A 24911-nucleotide genomic window follows, 5' to 3' on the forward strand; every position below is an offset into this window, starting at 1 on the left:
CCGCCTGACCCGTGCCGGGTGCTGGGGTGCTGTTCCGCGCGTGGTGAGCTGAATCGCGCGTGGTGAGGTGAACCGCGCGTAGGAGGCCGGGAGTTCCTGCCTCCGACGCGCGGAACAGCTTCCCACTGCACGCGCGATGGGACGTTCCGACGGGGGACTCCCCGACGGCCTGGCCGCCTCAGTCGTGCGAGCGGTCGGCGCGCGGCACCAGCGGCAGCGCCAGCAGCGGCAGCACGGCGACCAGGCCGAACGACGCCGCGAAGCCGAACGCCGTGACGAGCGCGCCGACCCCGGGGCCGACGGCGCTCGCCGCGACGAACTGCCCGGTGTTCTGCGCGCCGAGCGCCCGGCCGGACCAGAACGGCCCGGCTGCCTCGGCCACCGACGTGTACGCCAACCCGTTGTCGGCGACGGTGACGCTCGTCGCGAGCACCAGGAAGACCGCCGCGCCGGCCAGGTGCGTCGCGTCGACGACCGCCAGCACCGCCATCACGACGGCGGCGCCCACCGCGACGATCCGCAGCGGCCCGACCCGGGAGCCCGCACGGTCGCTCCAGCCGCCGACCAGGATCCGCCCGACGGCACCGACGAACTGCGACGCGCCGACCAGGAGCCCGGCGGCCGGCGTGGACCAGCCGAGGCCGACGAGCCACACCAGTCCGTAGGTCGACAGCGTGAACTGCGGCACCACGAGCAGGACCGACACCGCGTGCACCCGCCACAGGAACCCGCTCGACCGGTAGGGGTTCACCGTGACCGCCGCGGCGACCGCGGACCGGGTGGGCCTCGGCGGGTCCTGGATGCCGATCGCGCAGCCGGCCGCCAGCACCGCGCAGAGCACGATCGGCAGCACCAGGGCGGCGCGGATCCCCGAGCCCTCGGCGAGCTGCGGGACCGTGACGGCCGCCAGCGTCACCCCGAGCGGCTGTGACATCTGCCGGATCCCCATCGCCAGTCCGCGTCGCTCCTTCGGGAACCACCCGACGACGACGCGTCCGCTCGCGGCGTTCGTCGACGCGCTCGTCATGCCGCCGGCCAGGAACGCCAGGCCGAGCAACACCGGATCGCCCGCCGCGAGCCACGCGCCGACGACCGCCGCCGTCGTGAGCACGAGGCCGCCCGCGATGACGATGCGCTCGCCGAAGCGGTCCGTGACCGCTCCCCAGGCGATGAGTGTCAGCACCATGCCGAAGGTCGGCGCGGACGCGAGCAACCCCGCCACCGGGAGCGACGTGCCGTGCGCGTGCAGGTACGGGATGAGCAGGGCCGGGGCGGACACGACGAGCGTCCCGGCTGCCTGCGCCGCGACCCCGAGGGCCAGCATCGTCCAGGCGCGGGCCGGTACGGGCGTCGTCGCGGCGGTGGTCCGTCGCCGGGCCTCGGTCGTGGGCATGCTGTCGTCCCGTCGTGGAACCAATTGGTATACCACAACGGTATACCATTCTGGGCACGACGCCGCTAGGCTTGTCCGCCGTGACCGACACGACCGACGCCGCCCCCGTGTCGCAGACGGCCCAGCTCTACGACAACCTCCGCGCGGCCATCCTCACGCTCGACATCGCGCCGGGTGAGCGGATCTCGGAGCGCGGTCTCGAGGCACGGTTCCACGCCTCCCGCACCCCGGTCCGCGCCGCGCTGTCCCGGCTCGAGCGCGAGGGGCTCATCCTGCACGAGGGGCGCTCGTGGACGGTCACGCCGATCGACCTCGACGAGATCGCCTCGCTCGCCGAGCTCCGCGGGATCCTCGAGCCGGCGGCCGTCCGGCTCGCCGTCGAGCGGGCCAGCGCCGAGCAGCTCGCCGAGGTCCGCGGCCACCTCGACGCCCTCCGTCCGACCCCGGACCAGCAGGCCGGCATCCGGATGGGCTCGACGTTCCACCTCGACCTCGCGGCCCTCGGCGGCAACCGGTTCGTCACCGACGCCATCGCCGACGCGCTGACGCGCCTGGAACGCACCCGGTGGATCGAGGTGCGCACCCCCGAGGCACGCGATGCCGCCTGGCAGGAGCACAGCGCCATCATCGACGCCGTGCGCGACGGCGACGCCGACCGGGCAGCGGACCTCGTGGCGGCCCACGTCGCCGGCACGAACGACCGGCTGCTCGGCTGGATCGCCCAGGAGCGACGCCGCCTGCGGGGAGCGGGCATGACGATCGTCGGTGCCACCGAGCGCTGACGCGGCCACCGCCGCGGACGCGCACGCGGCACCGCCCACGACGCCCCGACACGCGGACGCCACCCGCCCGACGGCAGCGACGCGACCCGCGCAGCGCCGACGCGACCACCTGCGGTGGTGACCCGGGTGGGGTGCGGGGCACGGGCCTCCCGGCAGACCGCCGGAGGCCCGCGCGACCGCCCGCTACGGCCGCTCGGCGGGTTCCCCTGCGCCGTCGAGGTCGTCGAAGGTGGCGCCCTCCGTGTGGTCGAGCAGCGCGTCGCGCACCTCGGCCTCGTCGTGGCTCGCGCGGTTGGCGAGCTTGCTCCCGGATCGTGTCGACTGTGACATGTCGGTGTCCTTCCCCTGTGTGTGGGCAACCTGGTCGGTGCGGGCACACGGCCCGCTGGTGCGCTTCCTCACGGGACGTACTGAGGTCGCACCAGTGTCACGCCACCGCTGCCCTGCCGCAAGCGTCTCCGCCGACCTGTGGAGAACTAGGATGGTCCGGCCGCGCGGTCGAGGCGCGGTTCCAGCGGACGTCGGACGGGAGGCACGGCTTGGCCGACCAGCGCACCGCACCTCCCACGGTCTACGACGTCGCCTCTGCGGCGGGCGTCTCCATCGCCACCGTGTCGCGCGTGCTCCGCACGCCGGACGCCGTCCGCGAGGGCACCCGCGACCGCGTGCAGGCGGCGATCCGGAGTCTCGGCTACGTGCCCTCCGGCAACGCCCGGGGCCTCGCCGGCAAGCGCACCGGTGTGGTCGGCCTGCTGCTGCCGGGGTTCGACGTGGTGCCGGACGAGCGCCCCGACCTGGTCACCGACGGGGGCGTCCGCGTGGTCGACGACCGGCGGCACATGACGCAGCCGTTCTCGTCGAACCTGTACTTCGACGAGGTCCTGCGCGGTGCCGAGACCGAGGCCTGGCAGCGCGGCCTCGCCCTGATGGTCGCCGCCGGGCGCGGTTCGTCGCGCGACGTCATCGTCAACGACGTCGCCGGTCGGGTGGACGGCCTCGCGGTGCTGGCCCAGACCGTGCCGGACGACCTGCTCGAACACGTCGCCCGCCGCATCCCCGTGGTGGTGCTCGCCGACGACCGTCGGTCACACGGGTTCGACTCGGTGAGCGTCGACAACGCCGCCGGGATGCGCACGCTGGCGTCGCACGTGATCGGGCGGCTCGGTATCCGGTCGCTGGCGTACCTCGCCGGCCCGATCGACTCGCCCGACGACATGGAGCGCTCGGCGGGGTTCCGGGCGGCGCTCGACGACCACGGTGTGCCGGTGTCGTCGGTGCGGATCGTGCACGGTGACTTCGGACGAGCGCGGGCGCGGGAGCTCGCGGCCTCGCTGCTGGCGGACGACGTGCCGCGGGCGATCCTGTGCTCGAACGACCAGTCAGCGCTCGGGGTGCTCGAGGCCGCCGCCGCGCGGGGCATCCGGGTCCCCGAGGACGTCGTCGTGACGGGGTTCGACGGCATCGACGCGGGGCGGTTCGCGGCACCGCGGCTCACCACTGTGCACCAGCCGATGGGGGCGCTCGGCCGAGCCGCGGTGCTCGCGATCGTCGACCGGTTGGAGCGTCCGGACGGGCCGCCGCGCGCCGTCCGGCTGCCGGTCGAGGTGCTGCTGCGCGAGAGCTGCCCGCCGTCGTTGGAGCCGTAGATCCGTGCCGGTCCGCGAAACAACCGTGGTGTTGCACCGCGCGATGTAAGCGCATACATTGAGCACGTACCGAATCGACATGGAGGTCGACCGAGCAATGACGCTTCCCCCACAGCGCACGCGCGGCCCGCGCGACCCGGGCCCCCGCCGACGCGGTCGCCTCGCCGCGGCCCTCGCCGGGCTCGCCGTCGTGGCCCTCGTGGCCACCGGCTGCAGCATCCAGGTCCGCTCCGAACCCGATCCCACCATCGGCAAGGACACGATGCTCATCAACGCGGACCGCGGCAACCCGCTGTTCGACCGCAACTTCAACCCGTACATCCCGAACGCCCGGACGGCCTCCAAGTGGATGTACGAGCCCCTCATCGAGGTGAACCCCCTCGACGGCAAGCGCAACCCGTGGCTCGCCAGCAAGTGGAGTCAGCCCGACGCGAAGACCATCGACATGACGATCCGCTCCGGCGTCGAGTGGTCCGACGGTTCGCCGTTCAGCGCGGAGGACGTCGTCTTCACCTTCGACCTGCTCAAGAAGTTCCCCGCCATGGACGTCAAGGGCGCCTGGCAGCACATCGAGCGCATCGAGCAGGACGGCGACCACGTCGTCTTCCACCTCAAGAGCGAGGACGTCCCGAGCCTGACGATCATCGGGCAGACGTACATCCTCGGCGAGGACCACTGGGGCGGCGTGAAGGACCCGACGACCTGGCGCGACCCGAACCCGGTCGGCACCGGTCCGTTCGTCCTCGGCAACTACACCGACCAGCAGTACTCGATGGACAAGAACCCGAGGTACTGGCAGGCCGACGAGATCGCCATCAAGCACCTCATCCTGCCGGCGACGAACACCCAGCTCGACACCGTCACACGTGGTTACGACTGGGCGTACTCGTTCATCTCCGATGTCGAGGGCACGTGGGGAGCCGCTTCCGAGACGAACCAGTACTGGTTCCCGCCGGGCGGCATCACCGGCCTCATCCCGAACCTGACGAAGGCGCCCTTCAACGACGTGAACGTCCGTCGGGGGATCTCCCTGGCCCTCGACCGTGACGCGATCGCCGAGACGGCGACCGAGGGCAACCTGCAGGCAGCGGCGCAGACCGGGCTCATCCTGCCGAACCAGGAGCGCTACGTGAACGACGCGATCCCGGACAAGGGCATGGTGACGCAGGACGCCGACGCCGCGAAGGCAGCGTTCGCGAAGGCCGGCTACCGCGAGCAGGGCGGCAAGCTCGTCAAGGACGGCAAGCAGCTCCAGATCGCCATCACGACCGCGAACGGGTACTCCGACTGGCTCCGCGCCGTGCAGGAGGTCCGCCGCAACCTCACCGCGATCGGCATCGACGTCACCATCAAGGCCCCGCAGCCCGCCGGCTACCAGCAGGCGATCAACAACGGGCGGTTCGACATGGCGATGGGCGGCATGGGCAACGGCGACGTCTACCAGGCCTTCAACTCCCTGATGTCCACCGAGTTCTACCAGCCGGTCGGCAAGTCGACGGTCAACAACTACGAGCGGTACAAGAACGCCGACACCCAGGAGCTCCTCGACGAGTACAAGGCGACGACGGACACCGCGAAGCAGCAGGAGATCCTCGACCAGCTGCAGCAGATCGTCTACGACGAGCTGCCCGTCATCGGCATGTACCACGGCGGCCTCTGGGGCTTGTTCAACACCGGCAAGTTTGTCGGCTGGCCCAGCGCGGAGGACCCCTACATGGCACCGCAGAACTACGACTCGGCACCGCTGCTCATCTTCACCAAGCTCCGGCTGCGCGACAGCGCGGCGGGCAAGGAGATCCTGCAGCAGCAGGAGGACGCAAAGTGAAGTACATCCTCCAGAAACTCGTCCTCTTCGTCCTGACGCTCTGGGCCGCGGTCACGCTCAACTTCGTGCTCCCGCGCCTCATGCCCGGCAGTCCGGCCGACGCCGCGCTCGCGAAGCTCGGCCAGAACGGTCCGGTCACCGACGCCACGAAGAAGGCCATCGAGGCCCAGCTCGGCGTGCCGACCGGCAACGTGTGGGACCAGTACGTCAGCTACCTGCACCAGGTGATCACCCTCGACTTCGGCACGAGCTACACGTTCTACCCCCAGCCCGTCGGCGACCTCGTGGCGAAGGCCCTGCCCTACACGCTCATCCTGGTCGGGGTCGTCACGATCCTGGCGTTCGTCCTCGGCACCCTGATCGGTGTCGCGGCGGCGTGGAAGCGCGGCACCTGGCTCGACTCGCTCCCCACCCTGTCGGGCAGCTTCATGTCCACGTTCCCGTACTTCTGGACCGCCCTGCTGCTGCTGTTCTTCCTCGGCTACGTGCTGCACTGGTTCCCGACCACGGGCGCCTACTCGGCCACGACGACGCCCGGTCTCAACGGTGCGTTCCTCGGCGACGCCCTGCAGCACGCCGTGCTGCCGGCCGTCACGATCCTGGTGACGAGCCTGGGCGGCTGGATCATCGGCATGCGCAACGCGATGATCAACACCCTCGGTGACGACTACGTGACCTTCGCCGAGGCGAACGGCCTGCGCGGGCGCACCGTGGCCGTCCGGTACGCGGCCCGCAACGCGATCCTGCCGAACCTGACCGGCTTCGGCCTGGCTCTCGGCGGCGTGGTCGGCGGTTCGGTGCTGGTCGAGCAGGTGTTCGGGTACCCGGGCATCGGCTACCTGCTGTTCAACGCCGTGATCGGGCAGGACTACCCGCTCATGCAGGCCCTCTTCCTGATGATCACCGTGTCGGTGCTCATCGCCAACTTCATCGTGGACGTCATGTACGGCGTCCTGGACCCGAGGACGCGTCGATGACCAACACCACCACCCCGGACGCCACAGTCGCAGTCCGCACCCAAGAAGAAGCAGCTCAGGCGCCGTCCAAGTGGCGCGCCGCCGCCCGCCAGTTCGGCGTCGTCTGGTCGAACGGGAAGGCCCGGACCGGCATCGTCATCCTCGGCGTCTTCGTGCTCGTCGCGGTCTTCGCCCCGCTCCTGGCCCCGTACGGCGCCAGCCAGAACGGCTTCGCCCGGTCCGCCGACGCGACGCCCGACCACTGGATGGGCACCACCGCCGCCGGCGAGGACGTCCTGTCACAGCTCGTGTACGGCGCCCGCATCTCGGTCTTCGTCGGCGCGGTCGCGGGCGTCCTGTCCACGCTCGTCGCCGTCGCGATCGGCCTCAGCTGGGGCTATGTCCGGGGCTGGATCGCCGAGGTCGTCGGGTTCATCGTGAACCTGTTCCTCGTCATCCCGGGTCTGCCCCTGATGATCGTCATCGCCGCCTACCTGCAGAACGGCGGCATCGCGGTCATCATCGCGGTCATCGTCGTCACCGGTTGGGCGTGGGGCGCTCGCGTGCTCCGGTCGCAGACGCAGTCGCTGCGCGGCCGGGACTTCGTCACCGCCGCCCAGTTCTCCGGTGACGGCGCGACGCGCATCGTGTTCCGCGAGATCCTGCCGAACATGACGAGCCTCATCGTCGGCAGCTTCTTCGGGGCCGCCACGAGCGCGATCCTCGCCGAGGCCGGCCTCGAGTTCCTCGGACTCGGCGACTCCTCGATCGTCAGCTGGGGCACGATCCTGTACTGGGCGCAGAACTCGAACGCGCTCCTCACCGGCCAGTGGATCCTGCTCTTCGCGCCCGGCCTCTGCATCGCGCTGCTCGCGATGAGCCTCACCCTGATCAACTTCGGCGTCGACGCCGTGTCCAACCCGCGGCTGCGCGAGGGCGCGCGGCCCCGTAAGGAGAAGACCGCATGAGCGGCTCGCCAGGAACGCACCCCGCAGACGGCCAGGAGGCACGGGACGGCGCCGCCACGCGCCTCCCGTCCGACGCCACGAGCGTCACGCAGGACGTCCTGCTCGACGTCCGCGACCTGTCGGTCGTCTACGAATCGGCCGGCCAGGAGGCCGTCCAGGCGGTCGACCACGTGTCGTTCTGCCTGCGGAAGGGCGAGTTCATCGGCCTGGTCGGCGAGTCCGGTTCCGGCAAGTCGACCCTCGGCTACGCGCTGACCCGGCTGCAGAAGCCGCCGGCGCGCACGAACGGCGGCAGCATCGTCTTCGCGGGCAAGGACATCCGCGACCTCGACGAGGAAGCCCTGCGCCAGCAGCGGCAGGGCGGCTTCGCGATGGTGCTGCAGTCCGGCATGAACGCGCTCAACCCGGTGCGCACCATCCGGAACCACTTCATCGACGTCTTCAGGGCGCACGGCCACGTGCCGCGCGACCGCTGGGACGCCCGCATGCAGGAGCTCGTCGGCAAGGTGAAGCTGCCGACGTCGATGCTCGCCCGGTTCCCCGGGGAGCTCTCCGGCGGCATGCGGCAGCGCGTCTCCATCGCCCTGGCGCTCTCGCTCGAGCCGCAGCTCATGGTGTTCGACGAGCCGACGACGGCACTCGACGTCCTCGTGCAGCACGCCGTGATGGACACGATCATCGAGCTGCAGCGGTCCGAGGGCTTCACCGCCGTCCTCATCAGCCACGACCTCGGCATCGTCCTCGAGGCCACCGAACGCGTCCTCGTCATGCACGAGGGCCGCATCGTCGAGGACGGCCGCTCGCTCGAGGTCCTGCGCGACCCGCAGGACGACTACACGAAGATGCTGCTGTCGCACTACGCGGACCCCCGCGCCGAGGTCGTCTCCCTGCCCGGGTTCCCCGACCGATCGCAGCGCTCGGTCTCGCGTCAGCAGACGACCTCGTCGTTCGCCACCGTCGGCTCCCGTGAACGCTCCGCCGCGAAGAACCCGATCGTGGTCGACCACCTCGTGAAGACCTACCCGGCACCGCGTCGCGGGGAGCAGCCGGTGCAGGCCGTGCGGGACGTGTCGTTCACCCTCGAACCCGGGCAGTCGCTCGCGCTCGTCGGCCAGTCCGGTTCCGGCAAGTCGACGATCGCGAAGATGCTCACCGGCGTCGAGAAGCCGACGACCGGCACGGTCCGCTTCGGCGACGCCGACGTCGGCCGCCTGGGCCGGCGCGGCCTGAAGGACCTCCGTTCCGAGGTGCAGATGGTCTTCCAGGACCCGTACTCGGCGCTCAACCCGCTGCACACGGTGGAGTACACGCTGTCCCGGCCGATCGCGAACTACACGGACCTGCGCGGGCGGGACGCCCGCAGGCGCGTGCTCGAGCTGCTCGAGACCGTGGGCCTGACCCCCGTCGAGCAGTTCGCGCAGAAGCTCCCGCACCAGCTCTCCGGCGGGCAGCGGCAGCGCGTCGTCATCGCCCGGGCGCTCGCGAGCGACCCGCAGGTGATCATCGCCGACGAGCCCGTCTCGATGCTCGACGTCACCCTGCGTGCCGGGGTGCTCGCCCTGCTCGAGGACCTCCGCGAGCAGTGGGGCGTCTCGCTCCTCTACATCACGCACGACCTGCTCAGCGCGCGCCTCATCACGGACGACATCATGGTGCTGCACGACGGCGCAGTCGTCGAGCGCGGCCGCACCGCCGAGGTGCTGCAGCACCCGCAGGACGACTACACGGTGGCGCTCCTGGACGCCGTGCCGAACCCGCGGCGGACACTGCTGGCATGAACTTCCCCACCGTGCCGCCCTTCGGGCACCTCCCCACCCCGGACCACGTCGACGTCGTCGGCATCGACCTGCCCGTCGGTCGGCTCACCGCGTACCGCGTGGTGCCTGACGGGCCGTCGAAGGGCACCGTCCTGATCGTCCCCGGCTACACCGGCTCGAAGGAGGACTGGCGCACCTTCATGCCGCTCCTCCGCGACGCCGGCTGGACCGCGGTGGCGATCAGCCGTCGCGGGCAGGCGGACTCGGCAGCGCCGCCCTCGCCGTCGGACCACTCGCTCGACGAGGAAGCCGCCGACGTCGTCCGGGTCGCCGCCCTGCTCGACGACGGCGCCCCGGTCCACCTGATCGGTCACTCGCTCGGCGGGGTCATCGCCCGCGCAGCCGCGATCGCCTCGCCGTCGTCGTTCCGCGACGTCGTGCAGTTCTGCTCCGGACCGTACGGCTGGCCCTACCGCAAGGTGACCGAGCTGACGATCCTGCACGACACCGGTGGCAACCTCCGCCAACTGTTCGACTCGACGAACCCGCTCTGGGCCTACCGCCCCGACGACGAGCTGCCGGACGACGTCCGGATGGTCCGCGACCGCTTCGACGCGACCAGCCCGCTCAGCGTCGTCGCCGGCGGGCACATCCTCGAGGACCACACCGACTCGTCGGCCGAGCTCCGCGCGACCGGGCTGCCCGTGCTCGTCGCGCACGGCGAGTGGGACAACGCCTGGCCGATCCCGTGGCAGCGCCGGATGGCGGAGGACACCGGGGCGGCCTACGAGGTCATCCCGACCAGCTACCACGGCCCCCACGTCGAGAACCCCGCGGCGACGCTCGAGGTCTTCGACCGCTTCCTGTCGGCGCACTGATGCCGGCCCGTTGAAAGGCACCATCATCACCACCCTGCACTTCCCCGACGGCTTCCTCTGGGGCGCCGCCACCGCCGCCCACCAGATCGAGGGCAACAACGTCAACAGCAACTGGTGGGTGCACGAGCACGAGCCGGACACCACGATCGTCGAACCCTCGGGCGACGCCGCGGACAGCTACCACCGCTACCGCGACGACATCCGCATCGCCGCCGAGCTCGGTCTGAACTCGTACCGGTTCAGCATCGAGTGGGCCCGCATCGAGCCCGAGCGCGGGTCCGTCAGCCGCGCCGAGGTCGACCACTACCGCCGCATGGTCGAGACGTGCCACGAGTTCGGCGTCGAGCCGATCGTCACCCTCATGCACTTCACCGTGCCGCGCTGGTTCGAGCGCGACGGCTTCTGGCGCGCACCCGACGCCGCCGACCTGTTCGCCCGGTACACGGAAGCGGCGCTCCCTGTGGTGTCCGACGGCGTCCGCTACGTCTGCACGGTCAACGAGCCGAACATCGCGGCGATGCTCGCCGGAGGCGAGGACGCCGCGAACCTCGTCGCCTACGGTCTGCCGAACCCGGACCTCGGCGTCGCCGACGCCCTGCTGGCCAGCCACAAGCGGTCGCGCGACGTGCTGTCACAGGTGTCGGGCCTCCGGTCCGGGTGGACCGTCGCGACGCAGGCCTTCCGCTCGAATGGCGAGCCCGGGGCGGACGCGATGCTCCGCGAGTACGGCTACCCGCGCGACGACTGGTACCTCGAGCAGGCCGCCGGTGACGACTTCCTCGGCGTGCAGGCGTACACCCGGACCTTCATCGGCGCTTCCGGTCCGTTGCCCGTGGCGGACGACGTCGAGACGACCCTGACCGGCTGGGAGTTCTACCCCGAGGCCTCGGCCGACGGGCTCCGCAGCGCGTGGGAGCTCTCCGGCGGCGTCCCGCTGATGATCACCGAGAACGGCATCGCCACCGCCGACGACTCCCGCCGGCAGGTCTACACGCAGGGCGCCCTCGAGGGCATCCACCGCTGCATCGAGGACGGCATCGAGGTCCTCGGCTACCAGCACTGGTCGCTCCTCGACAACTACGAGTGGGCGTCCGGCTTCCGGCCGACCTTCGGGTTGGTCGCCTGGGACCCGGAGACCTTCGAGCGCACGCCGAAGCCCTCCGCCCACTGGTACGGCGGCGTGGCCCGGGCGAACGCGCTCGAGCGCGCGGGTCAGCTCGCCCCGTAGTAGTGGGCCAGCTGCTCCGCGACCGCTCGGTCGCGGAGCAGCTCCGCGCGGTCGCTCGCACTCGACCCCTCGTCGTCCCGGGCGTTCACGTCGACGTCGAGCTCGAGCGCGGCCCGCACGGTGCCGACGTCGCCGGAGTCGACCGCGGCGATGAGCAGGGTCGCGCCCCGCGAACCGACCGCCCGTGTCGAGGCACCTGCCGCGGCGAGGGCGCGGACGACCTCGGCGTGACCGCCCCAGGCCGCGCGGACGATCGCGGTGTTGCCGTCGGCGTCCCGTGCCTCGAGGTCGGCACCGGCAGCGGCGAGCACGGCGACGGCACGACGGGCGTCCCGGTCGATCGCCAGCGTGAGCGGCGTGCGTCCCTCGGTGTCCGTGAGCTCGACCGACGCCCCGCGACGCAGGAGCTCCTCGAGCATCGCCGCACGGTCGAACCACGCGGCGGCGTGCAGCGGCGCGAAGCCCCACCGCTGGTCCACGTCGTCGACGTCGCTCGCGTCGTCGGCCAGGTGCAGCCCGCCGAGGTCGCCGTACGCCGCGGCGCGCACGACCTCGGTGGCGTACTCCACCCATCCGTCCGGCACCGGTCCGTGCCAGCCCCGCGCCGGGCGGTCCCCGAGCGCGTCGTACACCGACTCGGCGACGCTCCGGACGGCGACCTGGACGTCGGTGAACCGGATCGCGACCTCGCCGACGGGGGAGACGAGCAGCCGGAGCTCCCAGGCGTCCTGCCCCGGCACGTGGTCGAGTTCCCCGCGGGCGATGTGGGCGTCGCCGGCGAGCAGGTCCGCGGGGTCGACGTGCGTCGGGTCGATGACGGCGTCGTCGAAGCGCAGGGTCACCCGCGCGTGGTTCCACCGGCGCCACAGGCCGTCCGGGGTGTCGAGCACCTCGTCGTTCCGCACCACGACCTCGGCGCGGACGACCACGGGATCCGGGGTGCCGTGTCCCGGCAGGTCGACCGGGGTCGTCGCCTCGTCGTCGCCGTCACCGGTGCTGCCCGCGGCCGGCGCTTCGGCGCTCAGCGCGGCGAGGCGCGAGTCGACCCAGCGCACGGTGGCGAGGGCCGCCACGGGCGGGGGAGCGTCCTCGAGCAGTCGGGTCAGGTGGTCCGCTGCCCCCTCGAGGTCCTCGAGCGACACGTAGCCGACCGCCGGCCAGTTCACTCGACTCCATCGCACGGGTCGACACTACCCGGCGAGCGTGCTCCGTCCCCGGCGGTGCCGTCGCCTCGTCGGGGCGGCGCCCTGCGGCGGTCCGCCGGGCTGCCGATCGGGACGCCTGCGCTGCAGCAGCCGGATGACGGGTCGGTCGAACGCGAACCACACGACGACCGAGGCCACCACCGCTGCGGACACCGCTCCGACCACGGCCACGACCGGGCCGCGGGCGTCCGACACCACCGCGGCCACCACGGCGACCGCGGCCGGAGCGACGATCGGGTGCGTCAGGTAGAGCGCGTACGAGGCGTCGCCGAGCGTGCGTCCGACGGGACCGGCCCGCCGGCCCCACGATCGTTCGCCGGCGACGGTGGTCAGGAGCACCAGCGCGGCCAGCGGCAGGAGCGACAGGCTCGGCACGGAGGCCCCGGCCACGATCCCGACCAGGGTCCAGACCACCGTGATCGCTGCGATCCGCAGGACGAGCCGGCGCGTGGCGCGGTCGAGCGCCCAGGTGCCGATCGCCATGCCGACGAGGAAGCAGAGCACCCACCGGTTCGCGTGGAACTGCCACGTCGGCCACCCGCGACCGCGGACGGCCGAGAGCACCGCGAGCGCCACGAACACCGGCGCCGCCAGCCGGAACGGGTCGATCCGCGCCGCGAGGGCGATCGTGACCACCAGGTAGAACAGCAGCTCGAACGAGAGCGTCCACGTGACCGTGTAGAACGGCTCGACCACACCGTTCGGCCCGCGACCGGGCAGGAAGAGGTACGAGAGCACGATGTACCCGGGGGAGGTCGCGGCCCGCTCGAGTGCCTGCGGCGCGACCACGAGCATCGCGAGCTTCACCGTCATGACCGCCCACGCGAGCGGCAGGATCCGGACGAGCCGTCGGCGCAGGAAGTCCCGCCAGGACGGCCGTGGGGTGCGCTGCGTCACGAGCACGGCGACGAAGCCGCTGATCGCGAAGAAGACGGTGACACCGACCTGTCCCGTCGGAAGGTCGACCGCCGGCGTGCCGAAACGGGCGTGCAGGTAGATCGGCAGGTGCGCGCACACGACCAGGAGCGCTGCGACGAATCGCAGCACCTGGACACCGCCGAAGGACGGTCGGGCGACGGACATGCCTCCAGCCTCACCGGCAGGAACGCGCGTCGCGAACTCTCCAGATGTCGTGTTTCGCGGTGTCATCGCTCTCGTTCCCATCGCGTCCGCCATGCATTCGGAGGATTGCTCCGCTCGTCCGCGCCCTGCACAGGATGGGGCGCATGGAACCCTCCTCGCGGCGCCTCCGGTCCGCCGATCCCCCTCGCCCCACCCGTCGCCGTTCGGCCGGGCTCATCGCGACCGTCGTCACCGGCGTCGTCCTCGCGGTCCTGCTCGCCGAGCACGGGCCGCCCCGATCCGCCCGTGCGGAACCCCGAGCCAGTCCGACGCCCTCGATCCGACCGATCGGGGGCAGCGGACTGTTCGGACCCGGCGAGCAGCCGCGCTTCACGGTCGCCGGGGTCGAACGGGCCGCCGACGTCACGTGGAAGATCAACGACACGAGCGGCGCGATCGTCGACTCCGGAGCCGGACGCGCTGCGGCCCGGTCGGTCGAGGTCCAGCCGACCGCTGTCCTGCCGTCCGGCACGTACCGCGTCACCGTGGACGTCGCCGGTGGGGCGACGACGTCCTACCGTTTCGTGCGCACGATCGCCGGGCCGACCGCCGAGGACACGTACTTCGGGCTCGCCGTCGACCCGGTGGCCGGGGCGCTCCCGACGCTCGACGCCCTCGGCGCGGGGACCTCCCGACAGGACCTCCAGTGGAGCGCTGTCGAGAAGCAGGCCGGCACCTTCGACTTCACCGCCGTCGACGCGCGCATCGACCCGCTCGTGCGCGACCGCGGCCTCAGCCCGCTCTTCGTCCTCGACTACGGCCACGTCGCGTACACCGGCGATGCGATGGCGCCGCCCGACGTGTCGAAGCCGGCGCAGGCCGCGGCGTGGGAGCGGTACGTCCGCGAGACCGTCACGCACATGCGCGAGCGGCACGCCGGAGCGGACCTGTCCTACGAGGTCTGGAACGAGTGGTCGAACAACCACGGCTCGCTGCCGGACACCCCTGCGGCGTACATCGAACTCGCCCGGGTCACCGCGGCGGTCATCCGCGACGCGGATCCCGACGCGACCATCGTCGGACCGGCCCAGAACGCGGTCGCCGGCCACGAGCTGCGGTGGCTGTCGGAGTGGTTCGCAGCCGGCGGCGCCGACCACGTGGACGCCGTGAGCATCCACCCGTACAACCAGCCGTGGGGTCCGGAGCACTGCGAGCCCACGAACCCGTGCATCGGCGACGCCCTGTTCTGGCTTCGCGAGACCGCCGACCGGTACCCGCGAGCCGACGGCACGGCACTGCCGATCTGGATCACCGAGACCGGCTGGCCGACGCGGTTCGCCGGGCAGGGCTGGGTCGACCCGGACGACCAGACCGCGTACGTCCTGCGGACCTACGCCGTCGCGGCGCAGTTCGGCGTCGAACGCCTGTACCTGTTCGAGATGGCCGAGCCCTCGCTCGCCGACCCGGACGGCACCGCACGGACGTTCGGCCTGACGGGCAGCGCGGTCACCGGGTACGAGCCGAAGACCTCGGCCGCGGGGTGGGCGACGATGCAGCGCGTCCTCGCCGGCAAGCGGTACGTCCCCGAGCGCCGCGTCGGCGACCAGAGCGACATGCTGTTCAGCTCGCCGGACGGACGACACCACACCCGGGTGGTCTGGCAGACGTCCTCGCGGTCCTCGGCGACACCCGTCCGCGTGGCGATGCGCGGCACCGGGACGATCGTGGAGCCGACCGGATCGGTGAAGACCGTGACCGCGACGGACGGCACGCTCGCCATGTCCGCGAAGTGGATCCCGCGGTTCGTCGTCTGGGACGACTAGCGCACGACGATCCCGCCGGCGCAGGGCTGCGTCGGCGGGATCGGTGCCGGCGGGCACGGTCAGCGGACCGACGGCGTGGTCGCGGGGTCGAACGGGTGCCGAGCCCCGTGCCCGTCCGTCCCGCGCCACCCCTGCCAGCGGCCGTGGAGCTGGGCGCGCTGGAACCGCACCCCGTCGGCGTCGCGGCGCACCCGGGCCACGAGCACCGCGGCTGCCGACCGGGCGGTCCAGTACGCGGCCTGCCCCCGGAGCCCGTGCTTCCGCAGCACCCGCCCGAAGCCGCGGTTGTACCGCAGCACCTTCGCCAGGGTCTCGTCGGTCATGCCGTCGTGCCGGAAGTCGCCGTGCCGCACCGTGGTGTCCGGCATGTACGCGATCCGCGCACCGTTCCGCAGTGCCCGGATGACCAGGTCGTTCTCCTCACCGGAGCCGAACGGTGTCGCGGCACCGGTGCCGAGCGCGACGTCGAACAACCCGTTCTGCTCGAGCAGTTCGCGGCGCAGGAAGATCCCCGCGGCAACGATCGTGCGGGGGACCCGCCAGCTGGTCACCAGGCTCGGGCGTCCCTGCCAGCGCAGCATCGTGCCGCTGTCGTCCGACGCGCGACAGGGGATCGCGGCGCCGTCCAGGCCCCGGGCGTCCATCCGTTCGGAGAGCAGCTCGAGCACGCCGTCGTCGAACCAGCAGTCGTCGTCCGGGAACGCGACGATGTCGCCGCGGAGCACGGCGAGTCCACGGTTCCGCCCGCGGCTCACCCCGCGCACGACCGGTTCGTGGACGTGCTCGGCGTGGCCGGCGTCGATGAGGTCGCGCAGGACCGGGAGCGCGTCGGGCTCAGGGCGCTGCTCGACCACGGTGACGAAGACGGACACCCGAGCGCGGCGGATGGACTCGAGGCAGCGCTCGATGTGCTCCGGCGACCGGATGGTCGAGATGACGAGGTGGAAGCGGTGGGTCGCTGCAGCGGTGGCGTGGGTCACGACGACACCGGACCCGTGTGCAGCAGGGCGGCCGTCGAGCGGCCCCCGCGGAGCCAGTCCACGAGCTCGCGCCGGATGCCCTCGAGCCGTTCCTGCAGGGCGAAGACCGTGCCCGTGGCCCCGGCACGGACGGCGTCGGCGCCGAGCATCGCACGGACGAGGGCGTCGACCGAGTGGCCCACCGAGACGGGCGCCGGCCCGCCGGTGACGCTCGACCAGAAGTCGTCGCACTTCGAGGCGTAGGACAGCGGCACCGTCGGGACGTCGAGGGCGAGCGCTGCCACGACGCCGTGCAACCGCTCGGAGACGACGAGGTCGCACCCGGCGAGCACCGACATCGTCGTGGCGACGTCGGTGTACTCGTGGACGGTCGACGGGGTCACGAGCCGTTCGGACAGCGCACGCGCCGCGGCGCGGTCCGGTCGTGAGAGTGCGAACGCGACGACCTCGTGCGTCCCGGTGGCGAGGGCGTGCTCGTCGACCGCCGCGGCGACCGTCTCGACGTCGAAGCGGGTCTGCGGGTCGGACCCCAGCGCGACACCGATCCGTCGTCGCCCGGGGGTGCCGGTCGGTTCCACGGACCGGACGAGCGGGTACAGGAGCGCCGGGTCGCCGCAGACCGTCGTCGGGCCGAGGTGTTCGGTGACCTCGTCCGCCGTGATCGGGCCGCGGACCCCGGCGAGGCGCATCCCGTCGAGCTCCTGCCAGGCGCTCCACTGTTGAGGGTGTCGGGAGAGGGCGTACGCGTCCGTCCGGGCGGCGGCGCCGAGCCCGACGCCGACGACGCCGGCCGCTCCGTAGTTCCGGACGGCGAGCCGCGCGTGCTCCGCCCAGGCCTGGTACCCGATGGTCGTGCCGCCGCCGAGCAGGACGATGCGCTCCGAACCGACCAACCGGAATCGTTCGCGAGCGACCCGGGGCAGGGCGCGCAGGTACGCGCGGGTCGTCAGGGGCGCCTCGACGTCGAGGGGGTCGTCGAGCGCCGCTCGCCACGTCTCGTGCAGCAGGTCGTCGCCGAAGTTGCCGTTGCTCTGCCACCCGAGGTAGACGAGGGAGCGGCGGGTGGGTTTCATCGGGGGTCCTTCGAGGAGAGGCGGGCGCGCGAGGCCCGGCGAGGACTCTCGCTGACCGGCGCGGACGGTTCGTAGTTGTAGTAGGTCTTGGCCCGGCGCTGCGGGGGCAGGCGGTTCACCACGAGGCCGAGCAGTCGGGCGCCCACCTGCGCCACGGTGCGCTCGGCGGTGGTGAAGTCGGCACGCTTCGTCTGGCCTTGCACGCTGACGACGAGCAGGACGCCGGAGCAGATCGCCCCGAGGACGGCCGGGTCGGTGACGGGCAGCATCGGCGGTGCGTCGACGATGACGTACTCGTACCGTGACTCGAGTTCACGGATCAGGTCGACCATCCGACTCGAGCTGAGCAGCTCGCTCGGGTTCGGCGGCACGCGACCGGCGGCGAGGACGTGCAGCGGGTTGTCCGCGCCGATCTCCTGGACGGCGTCATCGAGGTCGACCTGCCGGGTGAGCACGGTCGACAGGCCGACGCGGCTCTCGATCCCCAAGTACACCCCGGTGGTCGGGCGACGCAGGTCGGCGTCGACGAGGACCACCTTCGAGCCGTTCTGCGCGAGCATGAGCGCCAGGTTCACGGCAGTGGACGACTTGCCCTCGCCCGGAGTCGCACTCGTGACGACGATGCTCTGCGCCGCGCCGTCGAGGTTCGTGTAGGTCAGGTGCGTCCGGAGCTGTCGGAAGGCCTCGGCCCGGGTGCTGTACCGGTTGTCGAACGACACCAGGGGGTCCTTCGCGATCGTGTCGTCGACGGCGAACTCGCCGAGGATGCTCGCGTCCGTGAGCCGACGCAGCGCCTCGAACGACCGCAGTCGGGTGTCGAGGACCTCGCGGAGGACGGCCTGTGCGACGCCCAGGGCGAGGCCGGCGAGGACGCCGATCGCGATGTTGACCGGCAGGCGCGGAGCGAAGGGGACCGTCGGCGGGGACGCCCGCTGGAAGACGCTGAGGTTGACGAGGGAGTCGGCGGCCGACGTCGACCGCTCGACCTGCTCGACCACCTTGACGAGCTGGTCGGCGACGGCGTTGGCGATCGCCGCCGCCTGCTCCGGTGCGGTGTCCGTCGCGGTGATCGTGATGAGCACGGTGTCCGTCGTGGACTCCGCGGACACCACGCGGCTGAGGTCCGCGTCGGCGGGCAGCCCGAGTTGTCGAGCGGCGAGGCCGAGCACCCGCGGCGTGAGCGCGAGCTCCTCGTACGACTTCACGCGGGCGGCGGAGAAGTTGTTGCCCTGGCTCAGGTCGTTCACCGAGGCGCCCGACGCGACGGAGACGAAGACCGCGCTCGATGCCCGGTACTGCGGCGACTGCACGGCGGAGACGGCCGCCGCGAGGCCGGCCGCGAGCACGACCACCGCCACGACGGAGAGCCAACGGAGTCTCAGCAGGTCGACGAACTGCGCAAGCGTCATCGACGCACTTCCCCTCGATCGTTCTGTGTATGTGATACTCATAGTAGTAGATATGAAATACGACGGCAACCACGATCGGAGATGTCATGACGGTGTTGGGCATCGCGCTCCTCGGGGTGCTGGGCGTCACCCTGTCGATCCGGCCCGCCTGGTTGCCCGTGGTCCTCGGGGTGGCTGCCGGACTCCCCGCCTCCGCCGGCGTCGCCTTCGGCGAGAACGGCGTGCCGTTGTTCTCCGTCGCCGCGGCCGGGGCCGTCATCGCCCTGGTGGGCTCCCGAGGGCTCGGCACCGCACACTGGACCGCCAACGCGTTCGCCGTCCTCATCGCCTGGTCCGCCGTCATCACCGCCCTCGGGCCGTGGATGTTCGCCGGCATCCGGGTGCTCGTCCCGCGCGGGGGCGTCGACGAGCAGGTCCTGGACCCGGGCACGCTGCAGTACTCGGTCAGCACGGTCGCCCAGTTCGGGTACCTCGCGCTCTCGGCCTGCGCCACGCTCCACCTCGTCCGGGTCCGCGGCGCGGTGACCGCCGCGGCCGTCGCGCTCGTCGTCGGCACGGTGCTCAGCTCGATCCGCGGCGTCATGGTCGCCGTCGGTGCGGACGTCCTCGCACCGCTCGTCGACACGATGCCGAACATCCAGTACTCCGAGACCGATCCGGGAGACCGCCTGCGGGGTGTGCTGAGCGAGCCGAGCGAACTCGCGACGTTCTCACTCGCCGCAGCTGCGTTCGCGGTGGTCGCCGCGATGCGGGCGAACGGCCGGCGACGGCTTCTCTGGGCGGTCGTGTGCGCGCTCGCGTGCTCGAACCTGCTGCAGGCATCATCCGGGACCGCCGTGGTCGCGTCGGCCGTGTTCATCGCCTTCGGCCTCGTCGTCCTGGCCGTGCGGTACGTCGCCCGCGGCGGTACCGGGACGCCCTGGCTCGTCATCGGACTGCTCGTCGCCGGGATCGTCGCGCTCACCGCCGGCGACAGGCTGCTCGCGCCCGTCCAGGAGATCGTCGCCGACAAGGTCGGCAGCACCTCGTACAACGCCCGGACCGGCGCGGACACCTTCAGCTGGGGCGTCGTCGCGGACACCCTCGGCCTCGGCACCGGCCTCGGCGGCAACCGACCGTCGTCCTTCGCGCTCGCCCTGCTCTCCACCCTCGGCATCCCGGGGACCGTCGCGTTCACGGCGCTCGCCGTCGGGATCGTCGTCGCCGCGGTGCGGACGCCGAGGACGGTCCCGGCCGGGATCGCGCTCGTCGCCCTGCTCGTCGCGAAGGTCGTCGGCACGCCGGACTTCTCGACCCCGATCCTCTGGGTGCTCATCGCCGCGTGTGCCGTCCCGGCCTGGACGCGCGACCAACGGCCCGCTCCCGACACGGGTCGTCTCCGCCCAGGACCAGGACCAGGACCAGGACCAGGGCCCGGCGCCGAACATCGACCACCTCCGACGCCCACCTCGCCCATCCCCATCCGGACAGGAGCCCGACCGTGACCGCCATCCTCATCGTCTGCGAGGGGAACGTCTGCCGCTCGCCCTACGTCGAACGAGTGCTCCAGGCCCGCCTCGACGCCGTCGCCCCCGGGCGCTTCCACGTGTCGAGCGCCGGGACCGCCGCGACGGCAGGGGCACCCGCGTTCCCCCGCTCCGCCGAGGCCGCCCAACGCCACGGTGCCGATCTCGAGGGCTTCGCATCGACCCCGCTGACCGCCGGGCTGCTCGCCGGTACGGACCTCGTGCTGACCATGGAGCGCGCGCACCGGGCCGCCGTCCTCGACCTCGCTCCCTCGTTGCTCCGTCGGACCTTCACGCTCCGCGAGTTCGGACGGCTCGTCCGGCCCCTGCTCGAGCAGGACGACGTCACCGAGGACTTCTGGGAGACCTTCCCCCGTCTCGTCGCCCGCTCCCGGCTCGCGACGACCCCGGCCACCCCCGAGGACGACGACGTCGACGACCCTGTGCGCGGGGACTCGATCGACCACGACCGCATGTGCGCGACCACCGACGCGGCGATGGACGCCGTCGTCGCCTGTGCGTCCCGAGCGGCGGAAGGAGCGGGCCGTGCGCGGACTGCTGGTGCATGAGTGGATCGAGGCCGTCGGCGGCGCCGAACGCGTCCTCGACGCGATCGCGGACGAGTACCCGGACGCCGACCTGTTCGGCCTGTGGAGCGACGCCCCCGGACGGTACCCCGGCCGTCGGGTGATCGAGAGCGCCCTCGCGAGGACCCCGCTCCGCGGGCGGAAGGCGCTCACCGTCCCGTTGCTGCCGGCCCTGTGGTCCGCAGGCCTGCGGGACCTCGGCCCGTACGACTGGGCGATCGTCAGCTCCCACCTCTTCGCGCACCAGGCACGGGTACCCGGCGTCGACCCCGAGCGGCAGTTCACCTACGTGCACACACCCGCCCGGTACCTGTGGAACCCGGAACTCGATGCGCGTGGCAGCTCGCTCGCCGCACGCGTCGCCGGGCCGGTCCTGCGGTCGGTCGATCGTCGCCGGGCGGCCGGCCTGCACCACGTCGCGGCGAACAGCCGGTTCGTGCAGCGCCGCATCCAGGACAGCTGGGGCGTCGACGCCGTCGTGGTCCACCCGCCGGTCGGGGTCGAGCGGCTCGCCGCCCACGACGACTGGGCGGACGCCCTGGACGACCGCGAGCGGACGCTGCTCGAGTCCCTGCCGGGCGGGTTCGTGCTCGGGGCGTCCCGCTTCGTGCCGTACAAGCGACTCGACGTGGTGGTCGACGCGGGTCGGGCTGCCGGTCGCCCGGTGGTCCTGGCCGGTGACGGCCCGGACCTCGAACGGCTCCGGGCGCACGCGGACGCGTCCGGGGCGGACGTCCGGATCGTCGTGCGTCCCTCGGACGCCCTGCTGGCCGCGCTGTTGCAGCGGGCGGCGGTCTACGTGTTCCCACCGGTGGAGGACTTCGGCATCATGCCGGTCGAGGCGATGGCACTCGGCACCCCGGTCGTCGTGAACGCGGTGGGCGGTGCCGGTGACTCGGTCCAGGCCGGGCGCAGCGGCGTCGTCGTCGAGGACTTCCGCGACTGCACCCTGCGCGCGGCCGTCGACGCCGCGGTCGGCCTCGACCCGGACGCCTGTCGGGCGCGCGCGCAGGACTTCTCCACGGCGCGCTTCCGCCGCGAGGTCCGTGCGTGGACCGGCATCGAGAGCGCCGTCCGCGTCTGACGGGTCGGACGGGAGGCCCGGCGCGGCTCCGTCGGTCGGGTCCGGTCGACGTCGTGCGAGCGACCAGGGCCGCCGCGCGCGTCAGCGCGCGGTGGCGAGCAGGACGTCCTCGATCATGCCGACCACGTGGGGGAGTGCGTACCGCACGACGGACCGGCGGCCGTTGTCGGCGAGCCGGGCACGGGCCTCCCGGTCGGCCATCAGCCGCGTCATGGCGGCGGCGAGCGAACCGACGTCGCCGGGGGGCACGAGCACGCCGTCCTCGCCGTCCGTGACGACCTCTGCCGGTCCGCCGGCGTCCGCGGCGACCACCGGACGGCCGAGCGCCATCGCCTCGACGACCACCTGCCCGAACGGTTCCGGACGGGTGCTGGCGTGGACGACGAGGTCGCACGCGGCGATCTCGGCGACCACGTCGTCACGGTGCCCGCGGAAGTCGACGACCTCGGCGACACCGAGCGCGTCGGCGAGGTGGCGGAGCGCCGCTGCGAACTGCTCGTCGTCCCCGAAGTGCGCCGCTCCGACCAGCCGGAGCCGGGCCGCAGGGTCGAGTCCGGCCGTCCTGGCGGCCGCGAAGGCCCGGAGCGCGACGTCCTGTCCCTTCCACGGGGTGAGCCGCCCGACCATGCCGATGGTGGGCGTCGTGCCGGTCCTCGGCGGGACGACGTCCGGGACGACCGTCGGACAGCCGATCACGCTGGCCCGGCGAGCCGACCGGCCGAGGGAAGCGGCCGTGGTCTGCGAGTTCGCGATGACGGCGCGCGGCAGCGCGGCGAGGGCGGCGCGGAGCAGCAGGGCGTTCGCGCGGGACGACCCGGCCGTGCCGACGACGTCGTGGACGTGCGCGACGACGGGGATGCCGGCGATGCGGCCGGTGAGCCCGCCGTACACGTGGGCCTTCGCGGAGTGCGTCACGACGACGTCGACGCCGAGGCGGCGGAGAGCACGTGCGAGTTCGCGGGTCGAGCGCAGTGTCGCGGCGGTCTTCGCGACGACGCCGGACGTCGTGCCGACCGTGTGTTGCTGGACGGAGCGGTCCAGTTCGACGACCGCGCAGGGCACGCCGCGGTCGGCGAGGACGCCCTCGAGCGGCCCGTGCTCGCCCAGCACGACGACGGGCGTGGTCCGGGTGCAGGCGGCCGCGACCCGCGCGATCAGGAGCTCTGCCCCGGAGAGTGCTGCGCTGTGGCTGAGGAAGGCCGCACAGGGCCGCGTGTGGATTGTCACCTCGGTAGCATATCAAGTATTGTATAGAACGTGACATGTATACGTCACGCCCATGGGTGCGCCCGACGCGCCCGTCAACCTCGAGAACGGACACTGCCATGACGCCCCCCACGCCCCCGATCCGCCGCCTCCTCGTCACCGGCCTCGCCGTCGTCAGCGTGCTCGGTGCGCTCACCGCCTGCTCCGGCACCGGCGACGACGCGACGAGCAAGGCGACCACGAAGCCGAGCGCGAGCGCCAGCTCCACCGCGAAGGCACACAGCGACGTCTTCAGCAACCCGCCGGCCGACATCGACAAGACGAAGGCCTCCTGCACGGACGGCAAGGCGGTCATCGACCAGGCGAACAAGGACGTCACGCTCGGCGACTGCGCCTCGGTGCAGGTCACCGCCGGCAACGCGGTCATCCACCTCGGCAACGTCGAGGAGCTCGTCGTGACCGGTTCGATCAACGACATCTCGGCGAAGACCGTCGGCTCGGTGAAGGTCACCACCGACGGCAACCGCGTCACCTCGGACAACAAGCCGAAGGTCGACGACGACGGCAAGGGGAACTTCTTCGTGACCCGCTGATCCCTTCCCCCGCAGCGCAGAAGCCGCCGGCCCTCGGGCCGGCGGCTTCTTCGCGTCTGCCGGGGGTCCTGGCTCGGACCTTCCAGCTGGGGTCTCCGCCTGAGATCCCCTGACCGGCGTCGCCGTCGCCCGGGTTGCCCTGGCTCGGAGCACGCAACGAGGACGGGCGCCCCTCCTGGTGTGGAGGGGCGCCCGTGGTGGTGCTGGTGCGGTGTTACTGGGTGATGGTGATGGTGCGGACGTCGTCCGCGCCGATCAGGTTCCCCTTGGTGATCTGCTTGGTGTACAGGGCGTAGTCCATCGGGACCAGGGTGCGCTGGACGGTGATGGTCCAGTTGCCCTGCGCGTTGACGTTGGCCTCACCGAGCCGGCTGACGGTGCCGCCGAGGGTGACCTTGCCGCCGGGCTGGCCGGTGCCGGTGAACACGACCTGGTCGGCCGGGACGGTGCTGCCGTCGGTCGGGGACTCCACGACCATGTCGGCCGGGGTGCCGTAGTCCAGCGTCACGGTCTTCGGCGCCGAGGTGTCGCCCTTGACCGTCTGGGTGACGGTGAAGGTGCGCTCCCCGGCGACGGTCGCCGGGATCTGCACCGTGTACTTGCCGTCGACGGCCTTGACGCTCTTGATGACCGTCGTGCCTTCCTTCACGACCACGTCAGCGCCGTTCTGCGCCGCTCCGGAGATGAACGCCTCCTGCTCGACGTCCTCCGGGAACGTCCCGGCGGCGGTGAGCTCGGTGATCTGCTCGTCCTGGATGGTGACGGTGATGTTGCTGCGCTGGGTGAGGCCGCCCTTGCTGGTCTGCAACGCGTGGAGGTCGTAGACGTTCGGGGTCAGCTGTCGGGTGACGTCGACCGTCCATGCGCCGTCGACGATCTTGGTGTCACCAATCGAGGACGTGTTGCCGCGCATGTCGAGCTTCGCGCCCGAGGCGCCGGTGCCGGTGAAGC

The 24911-nt window shown here is 72.1% G+C and carries 22 protein-coding genes; 13 read left to right on the forward strand and 9 right to left on the reverse strand.

Features of this window, described 5'->3' with window-relative positions:
• Nucleotides 1–178: 178 nt before the first annotated feature.
• Nucleotides 179–1393 (reverse strand): MFS transporter, encoded by a 1215-nt coding sequence (locus tag BIU97_RS00985; RefSeq protein WP_071296815.1) that lies wholly within the window; start codon nt 1391–1393, stop codon nt 179–181.
• 80 nt (nt 1394–1473) lie between these two features.
• Here BIU97_RS00985 and BIU97_RS00990 point away from each other — a divergent pair, with 80 nt between their 5' ends.
• Complete coding sequence (locus BIU97_RS00990; RefSeq protein ID WP_254782813.1) at nt 1474–2175, forward strand: GntR family transcriptional regulator; 702 nt, start codon at nt 1474–1476, stop codon at nt 2173–2175.
• Nucleotides 2176–2358: 183 nt separating this feature from the next.
• On the opposite strand, the gene BIU97_RS17850 is transcribed toward BIU97_RS00990, so the two are convergent.
• The gene (locus BIU97_RS17850; protein ID WP_175472176.1) at nt 2359–2505 is read right to left on the reverse strand and encodes a hypothetical protein; all 147 of its coding nucleotides are present in this window, start codon (nt 2503–2505) and stop codon (nt 2359–2361) included.
• A 209-nt stretch (nt 2506–2714) separates the two neighbouring features.
• Between BIU97_RS17850 and BIU97_RS00995 the strand changes: the two genes are divergently transcribed.
• The 7 genes from BIU97_RS00995 (at nt 2715) to BIU97_RS01025 (ending at nt 11433) form a co-directional block, all read left to right on the forward strand.
• Nucleotides 2715–3821, forward strand: coding sequence for a LacI family DNA-binding transcriptional regulator (locus tag BIU97_RS00995; RefSeq protein ID WP_071296816.1), 1107 nt, complete (start codon nt 2715–2717; stop codon nt 3819–3821).
• A gap of 97 nt (nt 3822–3918) precedes the next feature.
• A complete protein-coding gene (locus BIU97_RS01000; protein ID WP_254782815.1) occupies nt 3919–5646 on the forward strand; it encodes an ABC transporter substrate-binding protein in 1728 nt (575 codons plus the stop codon).
• Entirely contained in the window at nt 5643–6623 is a 981-nt protein-coding gene (locus BIU97_RS01005; RefSeq protein ID WP_071253033.1) for an ABC transporter permease, read from the forward strand. Before BIU97_RS01000 ends, BIU97_RS01005 begins: the two co-directional genes overlap by 4 nt.
• Nucleotides 6620–7570, forward strand: coding sequence for an ABC transporter permease (locus BIU97_RS01010; RefSeq protein WP_071296817.1), 951 nt, complete (start codon nt 6620–6622; stop codon nt 7568–7570). The genes BIU97_RS01005 and BIU97_RS01010 overlap by 4 nt, the downstream gene beginning before the upstream one ends.
• A complete protein-coding gene (locus tag BIU97_RS01015) occupies nt 7567–9348 on the forward strand; it encodes an ABC transporter ATP-binding protein (protein WP_083420757.1) in 1782 nt (593 codons plus the stop codon). Before BIU97_RS01010 ends, BIU97_RS01015 begins: the two co-directional genes overlap by 4 nt.
• The gene (locus BIU97_RS01020) at nt 9345–10205 is read left to right on the forward strand and encodes an alpha/beta fold hydrolase (protein ID WP_071296818.1); all 861 of its coding nucleotides are present in this window, start codon (nt 9345–9347) and stop codon (nt 10203–10205) included. Before BIU97_RS01015 ends, BIU97_RS01020 begins: the two co-directional genes overlap by 4 nt.
• 10 nt (nt 10206–10215) lie before the next feature.
• Nucleotides 10216–11433: a glycoside hydrolase family 1 protein gene (locus tag BIU97_RS01025; RefSeq protein ID WP_254782817.1), complete on the forward strand. Its 1218-nt coding sequence runs from the start codon at nt 10216–10218 to the stop codon at nt 11431–11433.
• On the opposite strand, the gene BIU97_RS01030 is transcribed toward BIU97_RS01025, so the two are convergent.
• Together BIU97_RS01030 and BIU97_RS01035 are read right to left on the reverse strand one after the other, a co-directional pair.
• Nucleotides 11418–12614: an ankyrin repeat domain-containing protein gene (locus BIU97_RS01030; RefSeq protein ID WP_139195834.1), complete on the reverse strand. Its 1197-nt coding sequence runs from the start codon at nt 12612–12614 to the stop codon at nt 11418–11420. The two genes, BIU97_RS01025 and BIU97_RS01030, sit on opposite strands and share 16 nt — an antisense overlap.
• 9 nt (nt 12615–12623) lie before the next feature.
• On the reverse strand, nt 12624–13721 hold the full coding sequence (locus tag BIU97_RS01035) for an acyltransferase family protein (protein ID WP_071253025.1): 1098 nt from the start codon (nt 13719–13721) through the stop codon (nt 12624–12626).
• A gap of 143 nt (nt 13722–13864) precedes the next feature.
• Here BIU97_RS01035 and BIU97_RS01040 point away from each other — a divergent pair, with 143 nt between their 5' ends.
• Nucleotides 13865–15523: a GH39 family glycosyl hydrolase gene (locus BIU97_RS01040; RefSeq protein WP_071296820.1), complete on the forward strand. Its 1659-nt coding sequence runs from the start codon at nt 13865–13867 to the stop codon at nt 15521–15523.
• Nucleotides 15524–15582: 59 nt separating this feature from the next.
• Here BIU97_RS01040 and BIU97_RS01045 read toward each other — a convergent pair whose 3' ends face one another.
• From BIU97_RS01045 to BIU97_RS01055, 3 genes are read right to left on the reverse strand one after another with little or no spacing between them, the layout of a single operon-like run.
• Entirely contained in the window at nt 15583–16503 is a 921-nt protein-coding gene (locus tag BIU97_RS01045) for a glycosyltransferase family 2 protein (RefSeq protein WP_071296821.1), read from the reverse strand.
• Nucleotides 16500–17576: a polysaccharide pyruvyl transferase family protein gene (locus BIU97_RS01050; RefSeq protein WP_071296822.1), complete on the reverse strand. Its 1077-nt coding sequence runs from the start codon at nt 17574–17576 to the stop codon at nt 16500–16502. Before BIU97_RS01050 ends, BIU97_RS01045 begins: the two co-directional genes overlap by 4 nt.
• Nucleotides 17573–18985: a polysaccharide biosynthesis tyrosine autokinase gene (locus tag BIU97_RS01055; protein WP_071296823.1), complete on the reverse strand. Its 1413-nt coding sequence runs from the start codon at nt 18983–18985 to the stop codon at nt 17573–17575. The genes BIU97_RS01050 and BIU97_RS01055 overlap by 4 nt, the downstream gene beginning before the upstream one ends.
• A gap of 86 nt (nt 18986–19071) precedes the next feature.
• On the opposite strand from BIU97_RS01055, the gene BIU97_RS17855 reads away from it, so the two are divergent.
• The 3 genes from BIU97_RS17855 to BIU97_RS01070 are packed head-to-tail and all read left to right on the forward strand — an operon-like array spanning nt 19072 to nt 22161.
• Nucleotides 19072–20469 carry a hypothetical protein gene (locus BIU97_RS17855; RefSeq protein WP_071296824.1) on the forward strand — a complete coding sequence of 466 codons (1398 nt, stop codon included), beginning with the start codon at nt 19072–19074 and terminating at the stop codon, nt 20467–20469.
• Nucleotides 20466–21059, forward strand: a complete 594-nt coding sequence (locus tag BIU97_RS17455; RefSeq protein ID WP_071296825.1) for an arsenate reductase/protein-tyrosine-phosphatase family protein — start codon at nt 20466–20468, stop codon at nt 21057–21059. Before BIU97_RS17855 ends, BIU97_RS17455 begins: the two co-directional genes overlap by 4 nt.
• A complete protein-coding gene (locus BIU97_RS01070; protein WP_071296910.1) occupies nt 21037–22161 on the forward strand; it encodes a glycosyltransferase in 1125 nt (374 codons plus the stop codon). Before BIU97_RS17455 ends, BIU97_RS01070 begins: the two co-directional genes overlap by 23 nt.
• Nucleotides 22162–22242: 81 nt before the next feature.
• On the opposite strand, the gene BIU97_RS01075 is transcribed toward BIU97_RS01070, so the two are convergent.
• Nucleotides 22243–23388 (reverse strand): glycosyltransferase family 4 protein, encoded by a 1146-nt coding sequence (locus BIU97_RS01075; protein WP_071296826.1) that lies wholly within the window; start codon nt 23386–23388, stop codon nt 22243–22245.
• Between the two features lie 98 nt (nt 23389–23486).
• On the opposite strand from BIU97_RS01075, the gene BIU97_RS01080 reads away from it, so the two are divergent.
• Nucleotides 23487–23960, forward strand: a complete 474-nt coding sequence (locus tag BIU97_RS01080; protein WP_071253008.1) for a DUF3060 domain-containing protein — start codon at nt 23487–23489, stop codon at nt 23958–23960.
• Nucleotides 23961–24174: 214 nt separating this feature from the next.
• Here the strand turns inward: BIU97_RS01080 and BIU97_RS01085 are convergent.
• Nucleotides 24175–24911: Ig-like domain-containing protein (locus BIU97_RS01085; RefSeq protein ID WP_175472386.1), on the reverse strand; the 737-nt coding region annotated here is incomplete at its 5' end.

This window comes from Curtobacterium sp. MCBA15_009 (assembly GCF_001864895.1).
In the GTDB taxonomy this organism is placed as follows: Bacteria; Actinomycetota; Actinomycetes; order Actinomycetales; family Microbacteriaceae; genus Curtobacterium.

Excerpts from the sequence above, each read along its gene's own strand:
- BIU97_RS17850 (WP_175472176.1), bottom strand. The coding sequence starts at position 2,505 with ATGTCACAGTCGACACGATCCGGGAGCAAGCTCGCCAACCGCGCGAGC.
- BIU97_RS01015 (WP_083420757.1), top strand. The coding sequence starts at position 7,567 with ATGAGCGGCTCGCCAGGAACGCACCCCGCAGACGGCCAGGAGGCACGG.
- BIU97_RS01035 (WP_071253025.1), bottom strand. The coding sequence starts at position 13,721 with ATGTCCGTCGCCCGACCGTCCTTCGGCGGTGTCCAGGTGCTGCGATTC.
- BIU97_RS01010 (WP_071296817.1), top strand. The coding sequence starts at position 6,620 with ATGACCAACACCACCACCCCGGACGCCACAGTCGCAGTCCGCACCCAA.
- BIU97_RS01000 (WP_254782815.1), top strand. The coding sequence starts at position 3,919 with ATGACGCTTCCCCCACAGCGCACGCGCGGCCCGCGCGACCCGGGCCCC.
- BIU97_RS01040 (WP_071296820.1), top strand. The coding sequence starts at position 13,865 with ATGGAACCCTCCTCGCGGCGCCTCCGGTCCGCCGATCCCCCTCGCCCC.
- BIU97_RS01080 (WP_071253008.1), top strand. The coding sequence starts at position 23,487 with ATGACGCCCCCCACGCCCCCGATCCGCCGCCTCCTCGTCACCGGCCTC.
- BIU97_RS00985 (WP_071296815.1), bottom strand. The coding sequence starts at position 1,393 with ATGCCCACGACCGAGGCCCGGCGACGGACCACCGCCGCGACGACGCCC.
- BIU97_RS01050 (WP_071296822.1), bottom strand. The coding sequence starts at position 17,576 with ATGAAACCCACCCGCCGCTCCCTCGTCTACCTCGGGTGGCAGAGCAAC.
- BIU97_RS01020 (WP_071296818.1), top strand. The coding sequence starts at position 9,345 with ATGAACTTCCCCACCGTGCCGCCCTTCGGGCACCTCCCCACCCCGGAC.
- BIU97_RS01055 (WP_071296823.1), bottom strand. The coding sequence starts at position 18,985 with ATGACGCTTGCGCAGTTCGTCGACCTGCTGAGACTCCGTTGGCTCTCC.
- BIU97_RS17855 (WP_071296824.1), top strand. The coding sequence starts at position 19,072 with ATGACGGTGTTGGGCATCGCGCTCCTCGGGGTGCTGGGCGTCACCCTG.